Source organism: Hydrogenophaga taeniospiralis, assembly GCF_020510445.1.
GTDB lineage: Bacteria > Pseudomonadota > Gammaproteobacteria > Burkholderiales > Burkholderiaceae_C > Hydrogenophaga.
In genome coordinates this window covers 1,887,596-1,903,986 of record NZ_JAHBAG010000001.1, presented here as the reverse complement: position 1 = coordinate 1,903,986, position 16,391 = coordinate 1,887,596, and the positions used below count along the sequence as shown (strand labels likewise).

Below are 16,391 nucleotides of genomic sequence, written 5' to 3'. Positions count from 1 at the left end.
TGTAGGCAGACGCGTCGCGCCCGCCTGTCGCATCAGTTCCGTTTGAGCACCTTGGCCACGGGGTTGTGCCGCAGGCGGAAGGCGTCGGGCATGCCAGAGCCGAGCAGGGGCCGCAGGTAAAGGCGGAAAGCGTCGGTCACGTCGGTACCGCTGGGGGCGATGAACTCGTCTTCCATGGTGCGGGTCTTGCCGGCCACGGCATCCAGCGGCAGCAGCTCGTAGTCGGCCGAATAGAAACCGGTGCGCTTGATCGCCACCGAGCCGTCGACCTGGCCCCACATGGCGAACTGCACCGCTTTTTCGCCCACCTCGCGCGCCTCGCGCTGGTCCACGTCGCTCACGCAGCCGATGAAGCTGCGCTGCAGGTAGCCAAAGGTGTCGCCGCGCACGCGCTTGATGCCAAGCTTGGCCTTGATCTCTTCGCACAACAGATCGGCCAGCGCGCCGGTGCCCGAGAGCTGCACGTTGCCATGCGCGTCCTTCTCCACGTCTTTCGCCAGCTGGGTGATGATGGGCTGGCCCGAGGCGTCGTGGATGCCCTCGCTCACCGCGATCACGCAGCGGCCATGGCGTTCGACCATGGTCTTCACGTCGGCCAGGAACCGCGGGATCTCGAACACCCGCTCGGGCACGTAGATCAGGTGCGGGCCATCGTCTGGAAACTTCTTGCCCAGGGCCGACGCGGCGGTAAGGAAGCCCGCGTGCCGCCCCATCACCACGCCCACGTACACACCGGGCAGCGAGGCGTTGTCGAGGTTGGCGCCGGCAAAGGCCTGGGCCACGAAGCGCGCCGCCGAGGGGAAGCCCGGCGTGTGGTCGTTGCCAACCAGGTCGTTGTCGATCGTCTTCGGGATGTGGATCGAGCGCAGCGGGTAGTTGGCCTTGCGCGCCTCTTCGCTCACGATGCGCACCGTGTCGGACGAGTCGTTGCCGCCGATGTAGAAGAAGTGCTCGATCTCGTGCGCCTTGAGCACCTTGAAAATTTCCTGGCAGTACTTCAGGTCGGGCTTGTCGCGTGTGGAGCCCAGCGCCGAGGCCGGGGTACAAGCCACCGCTTCGAGGTTGTGGCTGGTCTCCTGGGTGAGGTCCACGAACTCTTCGTCCACAATGCCGCGCACGCCGTGGCGCGCGCCGTAGACCAGCTTCACGTTCTGGAAGCGCCGTGCTTCCAGCGCCACGCCCACCAGCGACTGGTTGATGACGGCGGTGGGGCCGCCGCCCTGGGCAACGAGGATTTTTCCGGATGGCATGGGTCTGCTCCTTCGATGGCTTCGTCGAGAGAAAAATGGCGCCGTGCGCCAATGCCGAGGCATCGACGGCCAATATAGCCCAGCACGCTGCGGCCCGCGACCCGCGCCGGATACCCCACGATCCGATGGGCCGAACGGGAGCGTACGATGTGCGCTCTCGCCCCCGAAACCCGCACGCCGAACGCCCACATGCCCATGTCTTCCGACGCGTTTTCCTACTCCGGCAACGAGCTGGAGAATTTTGCCGCGGCGGTGCACTGGAAGGCCTACTGGGGCAGCGAGATTGCACCGTTCCTGGGTGACGAGGTGCTCGAACTCGGCGCCGGGCTGGGCGCCACCGCCAGGGCCTTGAACCACCGGCCGTACCGCAAATGGGTGGGGCTGGAGCCCGACGTGGGGATGTGCCAGCAGGTCGAGCGCATGCTGGGCCAGGGCGAGCTGCCCGCCGGGTACGCCATCCGCAATGGCACGTCCTGCGATCTCGGGGCCGACGAGGTCTTCGACACCATTCTGTACATCGACGTGCTCGAACACATCGAACACGACCGCGAGGAGTTGCAGCGGGTGGCCCGCCATCTGGTGGACGGGGGCCACATCGTCATCGTGGCCCCGGCGCACAACTTCCTGTACACCGAGTTCGACCGCAAGATTGGCCACCACCGGCGCTACAACAAGGCGCTGCTGCGTGCTGCCGTGCCGGCGCCATTGCGCATTCGGAAGATGCACTACCTCGACAGCGTGGGCATGCTCGCGAGCCTGGCCAACCGGCTGGTCCTGAAATCGGACTCCCCCAGCGCCGGCCAGATCCGGCTCTGGGACTCGGTGATGGTGAGGGCTTCGCGCTGGGTGGTGGACGCCCTGACCCTGCACAGGCTGGGCAAGAGCATCGTCTGCGTTCTGGAAAAGGAAACCCCGAGCGCCCAGGCATCGCCTTGAAGCCCGGCGGGCAGGCGGTGCGGCCCAGGTGCAACGCGCGCCCCAAAAAACCAGAAAGCCGCGACCCTGGCGGGGCGCGGCTTTCAAACCGTGGCGTTGAACCCGGGTCAGACCATGCCGGCGCGCACCATGGTGGCCCGCAGCGCGGAGAAGTCGCGGTCCACGAACTCGTCGAAGGCCTTGCCCGTGAGCAGCGCGGGCGTCCAGTTGTTCTTCTTCAGCGCTTCGGCCCAGGCCTTGCTCTTGGTGGCCTTGACGATCATCTCGGTGAGCGCGTCGCGCTGCGCCGGCGTGATGTCCGGTGCGCCGTACACGCCGCGCCAGTTGCCGATCTCCACGTCGATGCCCTGCTCCTTGAGCGTGGGCACGTTGATGCCCGCCACGCGCTGGCCCGAGGTGATGCCCACGGCCTTCATCTTGCCGCTGTCGATGTATTGCTGGAATTCGCTGTAGCCGCTGCCGCCCACCGTGACGTTGCCGCCCAGGATGGCCGCCGTGGCCTCACCACCCCCACGGAAGGGCACGTAGTTGATCTTGGCCGCGGGCACGCCCACCGACTGCGCGATCTGCGCGGCCGCGATGTGTTCGGTGGAGCCGCGCGAGCCGCCGCCCCATTTGACGCTGCCGGGGTCTTTCTTGAGCTGTTCGACCACGTCTTTCATGCTCTTGAAGGGCGAGTTGGCCGGCAGCACGAACACGTTGTATTCGGTGGTCAGGCGCGCGATGGGCGTGAGCTGGGTGATCGACACCGGGGGTTTGCCGGTGATCAGGCCGCCGAGCATGACCGCGCCCATGACCATGAGGGCGTTGGGGTCGCCCTTGCTGGCGTTGTAGAACTGGGCCAGGCCGATGGCGCCGGCCGCGCCGCCCTTGTTTTCGAAGGTGACCGAGGAGGCCACGCCGGCGTCGCGCAGGGCTTCGCCCAGGGCGCGGCCGGTGCCGTCCCAGCCACCGCCCGGGTTGGCGGGGATCATCATCTTGATGTTGGCGTTGGCCCAGGCCAGGTTGGGCAGGGCTCCAGCGGCGGCCATGGCGGCCAGGGACTTCAGGAAGGTGTCGCGACGCATGCTTGTCTCCTTGGGGAGTGATTGGACAGGGGAATGATCTGGCCGCAAGCTGTCACTTCGCTGTCCAACCGCTCAGGACAAACCCTTACCGCGACACCCGGCGGGCACACGGGTCGATGTACATTGCCATCGCCACTTGCGACACGCCCGACCGCGCCACCAGAAGCACTGCGCCGCCCTCCACACCCCGCCACATCCCCCATGAAGACCTTCCACAACCCCCACCACGCCCTGCACCAGGGCCAGCAGGAGATGTTCCGCGGCCGCATGGTGCCTTGTCACGAAGTGCCCGCACGGCTGGACTTCGTGTTGGCCGAACTGCAGCGCCGCCCGCTGGGTGCGCTGGACACCCCATTGGTTGACGAGGCCACGCTGGACGCCGCCATTGCCCGCGTGCACAGCGCGCGCTACACACGGTTCCTCGCCAGCGCCTGGGACGAGTGGGTGGCCATGGACCCGGCGAACGCGCAGCGCGACGCCCTGCCCTCGGTGTGGCCGCTGGGCAATCGCCACGGTTTTCGCAACGACGTGCTGCCGCAAAACTTCGCGGCGCGCCTGGGCCTGTTTGCCTTCGACTCGGGCTCGCCGCTGATGGCCGGCACCTGGGCCGCGGCGCGTGGCGGCGCGGCCTGCGCGCTGGCCGCGGCGCACGAGGTGCTGGGCGGTGCACGTGCGGCGTTCGCGCTCACGCGCCCGCCGGGCCACCACGCCGGGCCGGACTTCCTGGGCGGCTACTGTTTCCTGAACAACGCGGCCATTGCCGCTCAGGCGCTGCGGGATGGCGGCCAGCAGCGCGTGGCGGTGCTGGACGTGGACTACCACCACGGCAACGGCACGCAGACCATCTTCTACGAACGTGCCGACGTGCTCACGGTCTCGATCCACGGCGACCCGGTGACCGAGTACCCGTTCTTCCTGGGCCATGCGGACGAGCGTGGCGCCGGGACCGGTGAAGGCTTCAACCTCAACCTGCCGCTGCCGCGCGGCACCCACTTCGCCACCTGGCGCGCCGCGCTGGGCCAGGCGCTGGACGCGGTGAAAGCCTTCAATGCCAACGCGCTGGTGGTGCCCATGGGCCTGGACACTTTCGAAGGCGACCCGATCTCGGGCTTCACGCTGCAAAGCGGCGATTACTTCGCCGTGGGTGAGGCGCTGGCCGGCGCCGGTCTGCCCACGGTGTTCACCTTCGAAGGCGGCTACGCGGTGGACGCGGTGGGCACCAACGCGATGAACCTGCTCGAAGGCTTCAACCGCGCCTGATGAGCCCCCACGCTCCGCCGCTGCGCGGGTCGCTGCCCCCCGAGGGGGCTGATCCGCCTTGGGACGGCCCGGCGGCGGATCTGACCGGCCTCACTGCCGCGCGGTGCGCACGTTGGCCGGCGGCAGTTGCGGATGGCTGGCGCGCCAGGGGTTGATGTCGAGCCCGCCGCGGCGTGTGTAGCGCGCGTACACCAGGAGCTTGGCGGGTTTGCAGCGCGCCATGATGTCCATGTAAATGCGCTCGACGCACTGCTCGTGGAATTCGTTGTGGTTGCGGAAACTCACGATGTACTGCAGCAGGCCAGCCTGGTCGATCTGCGGACCGCTGTAGCGGATCTGCACGCTGCCCCAGTCGGGCTGGCCCGTGACCAGGCAGTTGCTCTTGAGCAGGTCGCTGACCAGGGTCTCTTCCACCGGTTTTTCGTCGAACGCGGCCGTGAGCAGCTCGGGCGCGGGCTGGTACCGGCTGCACTCCACGTCCAGCCGGTCGATGCACAGGCCGTCGAGTTCGTGCACCGGTTCGCAATCGAACAGCTCGGGCAGCAGCACCCGCACACCGGCGCTGGCCTGCACCGGACCGCCGTGCCAGATGGCCGCGCTCACGTCCGCGCGGATGCGGTCGCGCACCGCGTCGGCGCTGGCAAACACCGTGTTGTTGAAGCTGTTGAGGTAAAGCTTGAACGACTTGCTCTCGACGATGTGCGTGCTCTCGCAGGGCACGGTGATGTGCGCCAGCGCCACCTGCGGCTTGCCCTTGGGGTTGAGCCAGCTCAGCTCGAACGCGGTCCAGAGATCGGCGCCGAGAAAAGGCACGCTGCCGCTGATACCAATCTCGCGCCGCTTGGGTTCGCGCGGCAGGGGGAACAGCAGCGAAGCGTCGTACTGGTCAATGTAGGCCGAGGCCTTGCCGAGTTGGGAGTGTTCGGGGGAGTTCTGGTTCATTTCAAATGTCTTCCATATTGAAGCCGATCGGCGACGCACGAAGCGGCGCCAACCCGGGAACACCGCGGAACCGGCTTTGCCGGGCCGCTGGTGTTGCCCCCTTGAGGGGAGAAGCGCCGCAGGCGCTGCGGGGGTGTTTCACACGAACTCGCGCTCGCGCAGCCATTTGGTGGCCACCCACTTCTCGCCCTCGATCACCGGTGCGCCACCGTGCAGGGTGCGGGTGGCCGGGTGCGGCCGGTCGTAGCTGAAAAACACCGCGTTGCCACGCACCGGCGCCACCTCCAGGCCCACGTCCGGAAAGATGGTGCCACCGCCCCGCGTGGGCTCGTTGAGGTACATCAGCAGCGTGGCCACGCGCTGCCCGCCCCGTTTGAGGATGGTCGGCGTGCCCGGTTCGACGGGGTCGAAATAGTCGTAGTGCGGCTTGTATTCGGCCCCGGGGCGGTACTGCAGCACCTGGATGCCTTCGCCGTTTTCCAGCGGCCAGCGCAGCAGGCGCGCGATGCGCTGCTCGATGCGGGTCACCAATTCGCCCTCGCCCCGGTTGAAGAACATGCCGTGGCTGGTGCGGTCGGGGTTGAGCTCTTCGCCGCCGGTGCGCGTCTCCACGGTGAGCGAGCGCGCCAGACGGGGCCGCGCGGCCTCCACCAGCGCATCGCACTCCTCGGCGCTCAGCAGACCGCCGAGCAGCACCACGCGCGGCAGGCCCAACGTCGCAATCACATCCACCCAGCGGTCGCCGGCGTCGATGCGGCGCGGCGACTGCGTGAGGTCCAGCCCGGGCATGCGTTCGCCCGCGCCGCTCGCCGGGCCCGCTGCCAGCGCGGCAGAGTTCGGGGCCCGCGCGCGCCGGGTCTGCAGCGCGCCGTCCAGCGCCGACGTGGCCAGGTCCTCTTTCCAACCGGCCTGGACCATGGCCTCGATCACCGCTTCGGGCAGGTGACCGAGGCGGATCTGCTCGGCGACCCACTGGCGCAACTCGGGGGTGATGGACTGCTGGCTCATGGCGTTGCTTCGAGCGCTCGGACGCTCATGCCTTCTGGTCGCGGCGGAACACCAGCCGGTCGGCCTCGGACGCGGCGGGCACGAAACGGTACCCCTCCAGATCAAACGCCTTGAGCTGCTCGGGCGTGCTCAGGCGGTGCTTCACCGCGTAGCGCACCATCAGGCCGCGTGCGCGCTTGGCGAAGAAACTGACGATCTGGTAGCCGTCGACCTTGCGCTCCTCGAACACGCAGCTGACCACGCGCGGCTGCAGCGCGCGGCGGTCCACCGCCTTGAAATACTCTTCGCTCGCCAGGTTGATCACCACCGGGCTCTTGTCGGCCCGGGCGCGCTGGTTCAGGTAGTCGGCGATCTGGCTGCCCCAGAACTGGTAGAGGTTCTTGCCCCGGGGTGTGACGAGGCGCGTGCCCATCTCCAGCCGGTAGGGTTGCATGCGGTCCAGCGGGCGCAACACGCCGTAGAGGCCACTGAGGATGCACAGGTGCTGCTGCAGCCAGTCGAGTTCGGCCTCGCCCAGGCTCTTGGCGTCCAGGCCCCCGTACACGTCGCCGTCAAACGCCAGCACCGCCTGTTTGGAATTTTTCGCGGTGAATTTCGGCACCCAGGCCTGGTAACGCGCCGCGTTCAGGCCCGAGAGCTGGTCCGACAGGCTCATGAGATCGGCGATCTGCTGCGGCGACTTGTCGCGCAACACGTCGATGAGCTCGGACGACTGCTTCACGAACAGCGGCTGGGTGTGCGTGGCAACGTGGGCCGGCGTCTCGTAGTCGAGGGCCTTGGCGGGGGAAATGAGGAACAGCATGGGCTGAATTCTGGCACGTGCCACCACGCTGTTTTCGGCAAGGCCGAGATCACCCTCGGTTGGCAGCGCATTCTTGAATGGGTGCTGCCCCACAGCGGTCAGCCGGGGCACGGCATTCGCCTGATGGAAGAAGTGGGCCGCCTGCTGGGCGCCTGGCTCAAAACGGCCCGCGCCCGCGCTGAACAACCCTGAACGCGAAAAGCCCGGGCCTTGAATCGGCTCAGTTGGCACACCGCCGGGTCAGGTTTCAGAATTCAAATTTGCCAGGGACAACACCACCCGAAACCCAATGCTGTCGTCCCAGACATCGGGAGGATTCCAGCTGCGAAACGAAGCGCGCGCGAAGCCGGCTGCGTCGCCCCACGAGCCACCGCGCAGCGCCGGACGATCCGACTCGGTCCATTTTTCATGGGTTTTTAGCCAGTCCTGGCCGGGCTCGGTGTGGGTCGCCGGATTTTCGCTGCGGGCCAAGCGCTGACAACCCAGATGCAGGGGCTCGGACGTGTACAGGTTGTCCTGCCATTCCAACAAGTTGCCGTGCAGGTCGTGGATGCCCAGCGCATTTGGCGCAAAGCAGCCCACAACGCTGCACGAGCCAATGCCGGAGCCATGAATGTTGGCCAAGCGGTGAACATCGTCGTCTTCGGCAAGACCACCGGGGTACTGGTGATGATCGCTGGTGTGATCCTCGTCCCCAAAGCGCGCCACCCGCTCCCACTGCCATTCGGTGGGCAAGCAGGCTACAAACCCCCTGAGATCGCCCGTCAACCTGGGTTGCAGCTGTGCCGTGAGCCAGCGCGCGTAGGCGCGCGCCTCGAACCAATTGACGCCCCACACCGGCTGGCTGGGAGAGCGCAACTGTTCTTTCCACCGCGTGGGCTGTGTGCGTTGCTCCTGGGTGCGCTCGTCCAGCCATTGGCGCAAGTCGGGCTCGTTGGTTTCAGACGCCCATTGCATGGCCTTCCAGGCCCGGCCCTGCTCATCCCACCAGTCCTTGTTGGTGTAGCCGCCGTCGTCTACAAAGTGCTTGTATTGGCCGACAGTGGTAAGAAAGCGCGCCATGTAGAAAGGGTTCTTGAGCGTGGCGGTGTTCGGCGGGTTGTCCGAATCGTGTTCTGAACCGATGCCAAAGTCTTTTTCAGGTTCGACCCTCACGAAACCCTTGATCGGCTCCTGGCTGGTGGCATCTTCGTTGGCGGGCCATCGCTCGGTGGGCAAACCCGGAGCGTCCTTGTCGAACCGCTTGTCAAAGCCCCAACGGCTTTGAAGCTCCCAAAAGTGGGCTGAGGCACTGGGATTGTCCAGACCCACGGCTGGCGAGGGTGTCTCATACGACCCCTGGAACAACTCCAGAATCTCAGCCCATACCAGTCTGTCGCCTCCCGCAATGGCTTCGTCCAGTTGAAGGAGTGCATGCAATATGTTGGCGCGTTCCGTTGCCAGCGCCCGGCTTATGCCCTCACCCTCAAAAGCAGTGGTCACCTCTGAAACAATGTAGAACCGCTTGCTGATCAGCTCCATCAGCCCCTGCACCGTCTGGCGACTGAGGAACGCATCTTCGGGCACGTCGTGCCGCGCGAGGATGTTGGCGCGAACTGGCGCCTCGTCAAACACCATGTCGTCAAAGAAGGCTTCCAATTGGTGGACCCGGTGGCGGTAAGCGCGGGGTTCGTCGGCTTTACGCTCGACCTTTTCGGTCAACAGGCTCAGGTAGGGCCGCAACACCACGGCCGCCGGGTTCTGGCCGGTGTGCTGCAACTCCGCTGCCAGGACCTGAAACAGCTTGACCGGGTCAAACACGTTGCGGTGCAAGGCACGGTGTTCCAGCAGCAGCCGCACCAGCGGCAGGCGGATGTTCTGTGCGTTGGCCCGCTCGCGCGGCTTGTCCCAGTGCGTGGCAATGTCGCTGGACAAGCGTTCCATGAGCCCAGTCAGGCCGCGCTCGTTCTGGATCAGGGCGGCGCGCCGCTTGGCCACTGGTGGCACCACCCAGTCGCACAGATCGGCATCCGACACGTGGTGCCCCAAGGGCTGAGAGGCGTTTGGCGCAAACGCGGACAGGAAAGTGGAGAACGCCTCGGGTCGGCGGCGCAGGAAGCGGTACAGCTCGGGCGCAAACAGTTGCAGCAGAACCAAGGCAATCACCACGCGCGGATCGAGCTGACCACCGTAGCGCCGATCAATGGCACGCCGCCCGACGGTATCGGTGACGTCGGTGAGTTGCTTCATCAACTCCACAAGCCGTATCAGCTTGCGCGGGACAAAGTGGTCAAAGCAGCTCAGCACCAAGGGCAGAAGATCGAGTTGCTGCCCTGCGTCTATCCCCCGAACACGAAGGACTTCCTCGCCGTCTTCTTTTGACCCCGTTTTGGTGACCACGGAAGGCGCGTCGAACCAGCGACGCTGTGCGTCTGGCTGAATAGCGGCTTCGTGTCGACGCACGAACAACATTGCCTGCCGCGCCGTGAGCGGAGGCAACCGAAACGGCAGGTGAACGATCTTCTCCAGATACTCAAACCCGGTGATGGGCATTTCGGGCTTCTTGTTGACCAGTGCGTAGTCTTTGTAGCGGTGCCCGATGCCCCGCTCGACCACTTCCTCGTCCAGCGCGAGCACGAAGGCGAAGCTCTCCAGGTTGAAGACGGTCTTGATGAGTTCCAGGGTTTCGACGGCTTTTTCGGGCAGGCAGCGGTCGAGGTCGTCGATGAAGATGACGAAGTTGATCCTGGCGGTAGGGTCAAACTTCAATGCCCCAATGGCTTCAGCCCGCTTTCCAGGCCGAGTCAAGGTGAGCATGACGTTGTGGAAGTTGTAATAGAAGCGGCCTTCGGAACTGAACTTGAAATCACGCAACCAGTCAGCGTCGTCTGGCCTCTTGAGCCACTTGGCTAGCCATCCCGCCGTTTTGAAACCCACCGAGGCGCCTGCCGCCGTGGCCGGATCGACCATCGCAAAGTCCGCCACCGTGGCCTTGTAAATTTGCTCAAACCCCTTCACCAAATTGGGCAATGCACCGACGCTTGCAGCCCAGACTTTTTCAGCCGCCTGCTCAGCCTTCTCCGGCATCGTCTGCGCCTTGGGAATGCTGTCGCGCAAGGCTTGAATGATGTGCAACAACAGGGGAACCAGCAGGTGCGGCTCGTGTTCGTATTTCCAGGGCTGAAATAGCACCGGGACCGTCAAACCAAAGCCTGGGTCACCGAATCCACCTTCTGCGCCGCTGCGACTGCGCGACCGTTGAGCTTGGAAATCCGCAGCAAGGTCAAAGGTTTGCTTTAAGAGCGTGGACTTCCCTGCCCCCCATTCGCCAAAGATGCCAACGACCAAGGGGTCGTCGCCCGGCGCTTTTCCTGTGGCGAGGTCTTTGTCCAGCGCAGCCTGAATCCGCGCCCACAGCGTCCGCGCATAAACGCCGTAGCCCAGGTAGTCGCCGTTGTCTTTCTCGGTGTCGTCTGCCATCCTGCCGCCCCTTGAATCGTTCGGGGCATTGTGCAGCAGGGCCTCAGCGCAGCTCGTGCACCAGAGCGTTCACTTCTTCGTCGCTGAGGCCGCGCGCAGGCGGCAGCAGTTCCCCTTGAGCCCGCTCGCGCCAACTCTCGAACCAGGCAGCCGCTTCTGCCAGCTGTTGTTCCGCCGCTGAAGGGACTTCTAGCTGGTCCGGTTGAGTCACTTCAAATCCCCCGCCAGGCTGGCCAGGGTTTCCATGGGGATCTGCGTGTGGGCGGGGTAGTTGGTGTGGTCGCAGCCCAGTTTGACCGCACCACCGGCCTTGACCGAGGCGCACATGGAGGGCGTGAGCTCGAAGCGCACGAAGTGCACGGCCGAGGTCTTTTCGTCGTTCTCGCGGTCCAGGTCTTCGTCGGCGATGGCGTAGACACGGGCCTGGCCGTCGACCTCGACGAACAAGCGGTCTTCCACGCCGATCAGGCGGGCCAGCTCGCGCTTGCGCTCGTTGACGTCGGTGTACTCGATCATCACCGTGGCCTTCCAGTTGCTGCCATCGGGCACCAGCGGCGCATAGGCCTCGATCTCCTGCTGGATGCCCTCTTCCTCGAAGATCTTTTCGATGCGCAGCATCTCCTGGATCTGGTAGCGGATGGTGGTCTCGCTCTCGAACTGCAGGTTGATGTGCTCGCCCAGCTGCACGCTGCGCAGCTTGCGGTGGGCGATGACCTCGGGCTTGTGCGCCTTGCGCCACTTGCTGTAGGCCTCCAGGCTCATGAGGCTGTCGGTGGTGATGTGTCCGGTGAGTTGCATGTCTTTTTTCTCCGATGGCGCCGTTGTCCTGAATGGGGATCTGACCCCGTTTCACTTACTTCAGGCCGTAGGCGCGCGCGACCAGCGACAGCGGGTGCTGCAGCTCCGGCGCGCCCAGGCCGTTGACTTCAAACCCCTGGGCGATGTGGTGACCGCCGAGCGGGCAGTCGGAGCTGATGAAGTCGGGTTTGGCGCCGTCCTTCATGGTGGCCATGGCCTTGAACACCGGCTTGCCGATCTTCATGGCCTGGTGGTGGTGGGCCTTCTTCACGCCGAAGGTGCCGGCGTGGCCCGAGCAGCGCTCGATGGTGTTGAGCGTGGTGCCGGGAATCATCTTGAACATCTCCTCGGTCTTGCGGCCGATGTTCTGCACCCGGCCGTGGCAGGGGATCTGGTAGCTCACGTTGCCCAGCGGCTGCGGGAATTCGGTCTTCAAGAGACCGTCGCGCTTGCGCGCCATGAGGTATTCGAACGGGTCCCACAGGTGCTCCTTCACGAGCTGCACGTCGGCGTCGCCCGGGAACATGAGCGGGATCTCCTGCTTGAACATCAGCGCGCAGCTCGGCACCGCGGCGAGGATGGCGTAGCCGTCTTTCGCGTACTTCGCCAGCACCGGAATGTTGGCTTCCTTGCTGGCCTGCACCGAGTCCAGATCGCCCAGCTCCAGCTTGGGCATGCCGCAGCATTTTTCCTTTTCGACGATCACGTACGGGATGTCGTTGTGGTTCAGGATCTTGAGCAGATCAAGCCCAATGCCGGGTTCGTTGTAGTTGATGTAGCAGGTGGAAAAGATCGCCACCTTGCCCGGTGTCTTTTCGCCATCCACCACGTTGGACGAAGTGGCCTGCGGCGTGCCGGAGCGGAATTTTTTCGTGGCCAGCTCGGGCAGCCAGGCGTTCTTGTCCACCCCGGCCACGCTTTCCATGACGCTGCGCATGGCCTTGGTCTTGTTCACCGCGTTGGCCACCTGCACCACGACGGGAATGCCGGCGAACTGACCGTGCACGTCGGTGGAGGCGAGGAAACGCTCGGCCAGCTTCACCCCACCCTGCTTGAACTTGATGGCCTTGGCGCGCAGCATGGTGTGCGGGAAGTCCACGTTCCATTCGTGCGGCGGCGTGTACGGGCACTTGGTCATGTAGCACAGGTCGCACATGTAGCACTGGTCCACCACCTTCCAGTAATCGGACTTGGCGACACCGTCCACCTCCTGGGTCGAACTCTCGTCGACCAGATCGAACAGGGTGGGAAACGCGCCGCACAGACTCACACAGCGCCGGCAACCGTGGCAGATGTCGAAGATGCGCTCCAACTCGACAAAGCACTTTCCTTCATCGTAAAAGTCGGGCCCCGTCCAGTCGAGCGCATGCCGCGTCGGTGCCTGCAGGTTGCCTTCGGTCGCCATGTCTCTTCTCCTCGTCTGTGCGGGTTGGATCGTGGGTTTTTGAAAGCGCTCGAAAAATTAAAAACGCTTTCAAAAACGGCGTCCGGAGAGAAGTCCCAGAACGCCGCGGAACCGGCTCCGCCGGGCCGCCAGCGTTGCCCCCTTGAGGGGGTCGCGCGCAGCGCGGCGGGGGTGTTTCAGACCGTCAATCCACCAATTCATTCAGCGCCTTGGTGTAGCGGTTCGCGTGCGAGCGCTCCGCCTTGGCCAGGGTCTCGAACCAGTCGGCGATTTCGTCGAAACCTTCTTCGCGCGCGGTCTTGGCCATGCCCGGGTACATGTCGGTGTACTCGTGGGTTTCGCCGGCCACGGCCGATTCCAGGTTCTGGCGTGTGGGGCCGATGGGCAGTCCGGTGGCCGGGTCGCCCGACTGCTCCAGAAACTCCAGGTGGCCGTGCGCGTGGCCGGTTTCGCCTTCGGCGGTCGAGCGGAACAGGGCCGCCACGTCGTTCTGGCCTTCCACGTCGGCCTTGTTCGCGAAGTACAGGTAACGGCGGTTGGCCTGGGATTCGCCGGCGAAGGCGTCTTTCAGGCACTGCTCGGTTTTTGAACCTTTCAATGCAGCCATGGGGTATCTCCTGGTCGTGGTTGAAGAAACGCCCAGCGGAAGGCCAGGATCAGGCCAGGCCCGATGGGACCGGCAAACCTTACGCCCCTTGCAAGAGACCGTCTAATTGTTCTGGGCTATGTGACATATTGTTTGCATCTATGAAGGCGATAGCTTTGATAACAATTCTCAACATCATCGACAGCGCCACCGGAAACCCTCAAACTGACAGCACTTCACCACCCCTCTAGAATTTCGATGGGTTAAATCAATTACACATAGGTGAATATCAGGAGACCGCCATGACCACCGTCACCCCCTTGCCCCCGCCGGCCCCCATCCAGCAGCTTCACCACTACGCCTACCGCGCGCGCGACGCCGAAGAAACGCGCCACTTCTACGAAGACATCCTGGGCCTGCCGCTCTACCACATCATCCAGAGCGACTTCGTGCCCAGCACCGGCGAGTACTGCCCCTACACGCACTTCTTCTTCCGCCTGCAGGACGGTTCGTTCATCGCCTTCTTCGACCTCGGCGACGACGAGGCCGCCCTGCCCAGCCCGAACACGCCCAAGTGGGTCAACCACATCAGCTTTCGCGTCGATACGGTCGAAGAGCTGGAGAACACCAAGACCCGCCTGGAGGCCAGCGGCATCGAGGTGCTGGGCGTGACCGACCACCACATCTTCAAGAGCATCTACTTCTTCGACCCCAACGGCATCCGGCTGGAACTCACTGCCCAGCTGGCCAACGCGTTCGAGATGCTGGAAGACAGCAAGACCGCCCACGCCCGACTGGCCGCATGGAACGCGCGCAAGGAACAGTGGCGCCGCGAGCGCGCCGAGGGCAAGACCAGCGCACCGCTCAAGCCGCAGCAGAACGACCGCCCCGAGGTGGCGGCGCGCGCCCACACCCCCAACTGAGGCCGGAGCCCACCCATGAACAGCACGACCCTGGCCTACCGGGAAGCGGCCCACACCAACGGTTATCAGTACACCAGCGGCACCGGGTACGAGCTGCCGGAGTACCCGTTCGTGCCGCCGCCCGAGCTGCACAGCGGCACCACGGTGCGCCACCCGTTGGTGATCGCCGGGGGCGGCATCACCGGGCTGACCATGGCGTGTGCGCTGGCGCGCCTGGGCGTGCGCGCGGTGCTGATCGACGAGGACAACACGGTGGGCGTCAAGGGCGCTTCATCGCGCGGCATCTGCTACACGCAGAAGTCGCTGGAGATCTTCGAGCGCCTGGGCATCTACGAGCGCATCGCGGCCAAGGGCGTGCAGTGGAGCGTGGGCCGCACCTTCGCCGGCGCCGACGAGGTCTACAGCTTCGACCTGCGCCAGCAAGGCAGCTTCCACCTCTCGCGCCAGCCGCCGTTCATCAACATCCAGCAGTTCTACATCGAGGGCTTCCTGGTCGAGCGCATCCAGGAGCTCGGCCACGTGGAGCTGCGCTGGAAGAACCGGCTGGTGGGGTTCGAGCAGAACGAGGACTGCGCCACGCTCACGGTGGAAACCCCCGCCGGCAGCTACCGCATCGAAGCCGAACACGTGATCGACGCCACGGGCTCGCACAGCCCGCTGCGCCAGTGGCTGCAGGTGCCGTTCGATTCGCGCCGGGGCGACGACCGCTGGTGCATCGCCGACGTGCGCTTTTCCAGGCACCCGCCGGTGGAGCGCCACACCTGGATTGAAGCGCCGTTCAACGAGAACCGCGCGGTCTGGCAGCACCTGATGGCCGACGACGTCTGGCGCATCGACTACCAGATGGCGCCCGACAGCGACCCCGAGGTGGTGAGCCGCGAATCGGCCGTGCGCGAGCGGCTGGCGCGCCAGTTCGGTCCCGACGCGGCGGTGGAGATCGTCTGGGTCGGCCCCTACGCCTACCGCAGCGAATGCGTGCACGCCATGCGCCACGGCCGGGTCTTCCTGATGGGCGATTCGGCCAAGGTGGTGAGCCCGTTTGGCGCACGCGGCGGCAACACCGGCGTGGCCGATGCGGACAACCTGGCCTGGAAACTCGCCGCCGTCCTGCGCGGCAAGGCCGACGCCTCGCTGCTGACGAGCTACAACGACGAACGGCTGGAAGCCGCACAGCAGAACGTCTGCGTGACCAACCGCACCGCGCGGTTCCTGCGCCCGGCCGACGGCGCCGAGCGCCTGTTCCGCCAGGCCGCGATCGGTCTGGCCCGGCAGTTCCCGTTTGCCCGCTCGCTCATCAACACCGGCCGCATGGCGGTGGCCAACCCCTACAGCCATTCCAGCGCCTGCACCTACGCGCCCGGGGGCGGGGCCGGCCTGTCGGTGCAGAACGTGCGTTTTGCCTGGGCCGACGGCGGCCACGGCTGCGTGAACGACCTGCTCGACTGGGCCGTGGGCGATCTGCTGGTGCTGGTGTTTGGCGATGTGTCGGCGGCGGCCCTGCAACGCCTGCGCCGCCTGTGTTTCGACTCCCCCGTGCGCAGCGTGCAGGTGCTCGGCCCCGACGCCCCGGCCCAGGTGCTCGAACATGTGCGCGACCCGCAGGGCCACCTGCAGGGGGCCTGCCACGTGTTCGGCCACGCCTGGGCGCTGGTGCGGCCCGACGGCTACCTGGCCGCCACCGGCGAATCGGTCGACAGCCACCTGGTGTCGGCCATTGAGCGCTCCCTGGGCCTGCGCGGAGACACTCCATGAAACAGAACCCCCATTTCCAGGACGCCGACGCGTTCTACGAACAGCTGCTCGATGCCCACGCGGGCCTGAGCCGCGAAGAGGCCGAGCTGTTCAACGCCCGGCTCATCCTGCTGCTGGCCAACCAGGTGGGCGAAGCGCGCGTGCTGCGCGAGTGCATCGAAGCGGCGCGCCAGCTGCCCCCGGCCACCGCCTGAGCGCCAAGC

Annotated in this window: 14 protein-coding genes; 5 read left to right on the top strand and 9 right to left on the bottom strand. The window is 65.5% G+C overall.

From position 1 onward, the window contains the following. Positions 1 to 32: 32 nt before the first annotated feature. A complete protein-coding gene (locus KIH07_RS09140) occupies positions 33 to 1,250 on the bottom strand; it encodes a 6-phosphofructokinase (protein WP_226491671.1) in 1,218 nt (405 codons plus the stop codon). Positions 1,251 to 1,439: 189 nt separating this feature from the next. Between KIH07_RS09140 and KIH07_RS09135 the strand changes: the two genes are divergently transcribed. Beyond that, positions 1,440 to 2,186, top strand: a complete 747-nt coding sequence (locus KIH07_RS09135; protein WP_226491670.1) for a class I SAM-dependent methyltransferase — start codon at positions 1,440 to 1,442, stop codon at positions 2,184 to 2,186. A gap of 107 nt (positions 2,187 to 2,293) precedes the next feature. On the opposite strand, the gene KIH07_RS09130 is transcribed toward KIH07_RS09135, so the two are convergent. After that, positions 2,294 to 3,253 (bottom strand): Bug family tripartite tricarboxylate transporter substrate binding protein, encoded by a 960-nt coding sequence (locus KIH07_RS09130; RefSeq protein ID WP_226491669.1) that lies wholly within the window; start codon positions 3,251 to 3,253, stop codon positions 2,294 to 2,296. A 201-nt stretch (positions 3,254 to 3,454) separates the two neighbouring features. On the opposite strand from KIH07_RS09130, the gene KIH07_RS09125 reads away from it, so the two are divergent. Further along, entirely contained in the window at positions 3,455 to 4,513 is a 1,059-nt protein-coding gene (locus KIH07_RS09125) for a histone deacetylase family protein (protein WP_226491668.1), read from the top strand. Between the two features lie 90 nt (positions 4,514 to 4,603). On the opposite strand, the gene queF is transcribed toward KIH07_RS09125, so the two are convergent. The 7 genes from queF to KIH07_RS09090 all read right to left on the bottom strand — a co-directional run bounded on the left by queF (position 4,604) and on the right by KIH07_RS09090 (position 13,534). After that, positions 4,604 to 5,455, bottom strand: a complete 852-nt coding sequence (queF, locus tag KIH07_RS09120; RefSeq protein WP_226491667.1) for an NADPH-dependent 7-cyano-7-deazaguanine reductase QueF — start codon at positions 5,453 to 5,455, stop codon at positions 4,604 to 4,606. 138 nt (positions 5,456 to 5,593) lie between these two features. Then, entirely contained in the window at positions 5,594 to 6,463 is an 870-nt protein-coding gene (locus KIH07_RS09115; protein WP_226491666.1) for a 2OG-Fe(II) oxygenase, read from the bottom strand. A gap of 25 nt (positions 6,464 to 6,488) precedes the next feature. Next, positions 6,489 to 7,265: a peroxide stress protein YaaA gene (gene yaaA, locus KIH07_RS09110; RefSeq protein ID WP_226491665.1), complete on the bottom strand. Its 777-nt coding sequence runs from the start codon at positions 7,263 to 7,265 to the stop codon at positions 6,489 to 6,491. Between the two features lie 240 nt (positions 7,266 to 7,505). Continuing rightward, positions 7,506 to 10,724: an SUMF1/EgtB/PvdO family nonheme iron enzyme gene (locus tag KIH07_RS09105; protein ID WP_226491664.1), complete on the bottom strand. Its 3,219-nt coding sequence runs from the start codon at positions 10,722 to 10,724 to the stop codon at positions 7,506 to 7,508. A gap of 207 nt (positions 10,725 to 10,931) precedes the next feature. Further along, positions 10,932 to 11,522 carry a DUF3501 family protein gene (locus KIH07_RS09100; RefSeq protein WP_226491663.1) on the bottom strand — a complete coding sequence of 197 codons (591 nt, stop codon included), beginning with the start codon at positions 11,520 to 11,522 and terminating at the stop codon, positions 10,932 to 10,934. A 55-nt stretch (positions 11,523 to 11,577) separates the two neighbouring features. Further along, positions 11,578 to 12,927, bottom strand: coding sequence for a (Fe-S)-binding protein (locus tag KIH07_RS09095; protein ID WP_226491662.1), 1,350 nt, complete (start codon positions 12,925 to 12,927; stop codon positions 11,578 to 11,580). Positions 12,928 to 13,111: 184 nt separating this feature from the next. Then, positions 13,112 to 13,534, bottom strand: coding sequence for a rubrerythrin family protein (locus KIH07_RS09090; RefSeq protein ID WP_068176239.1), 423 nt, complete (start codon positions 13,532 to 13,534; stop codon positions 13,112 to 13,114). Positions 13,535 to 13,815: 281 nt separating this feature from the next. Between KIH07_RS09090 and KIH07_RS09085 the strand changes: the two genes are divergently transcribed. Genes KIH07_RS09085 through KIH07_RS09075 form a run of 3 tightly spaced genes read left to right on the top strand, consistent with a single transcriptional unit; the run spans position 13,816 to position 16,382 of the window. Continuing rightward, on the top strand, positions 13,816 to 14,436 hold the full coding sequence (locus KIH07_RS09085) for a VOC family protein (RefSeq protein ID WP_226491661.1): 621 nt from the start codon (positions 13,816 to 13,818) through the stop codon (positions 14,434 to 14,436). Between the two features lie 15 nt (positions 14,437 to 14,451). Next, positions 14,452 to 16,188: an FAD-dependent oxidoreductase gene (locus KIH07_RS09080; RefSeq protein WP_226491660.1), complete on the top strand. Its 1,737-nt coding sequence runs from the start codon at positions 14,452 to 14,454 to the stop codon at positions 16,186 to 16,188. Beyond that, entirely contained in the window at positions 16,185 to 16,382 is a 198-nt protein-coding gene (locus KIH07_RS09075) for a DUF2783 domain-containing protein (RefSeq protein ID WP_226491659.1), read from the top strand. Before KIH07_RS09080 ends, KIH07_RS09075 begins: the two co-directional genes overlap by 4 nt. Positions 16,383 to 16,391 lie beyond the last annotated feature (9 nt).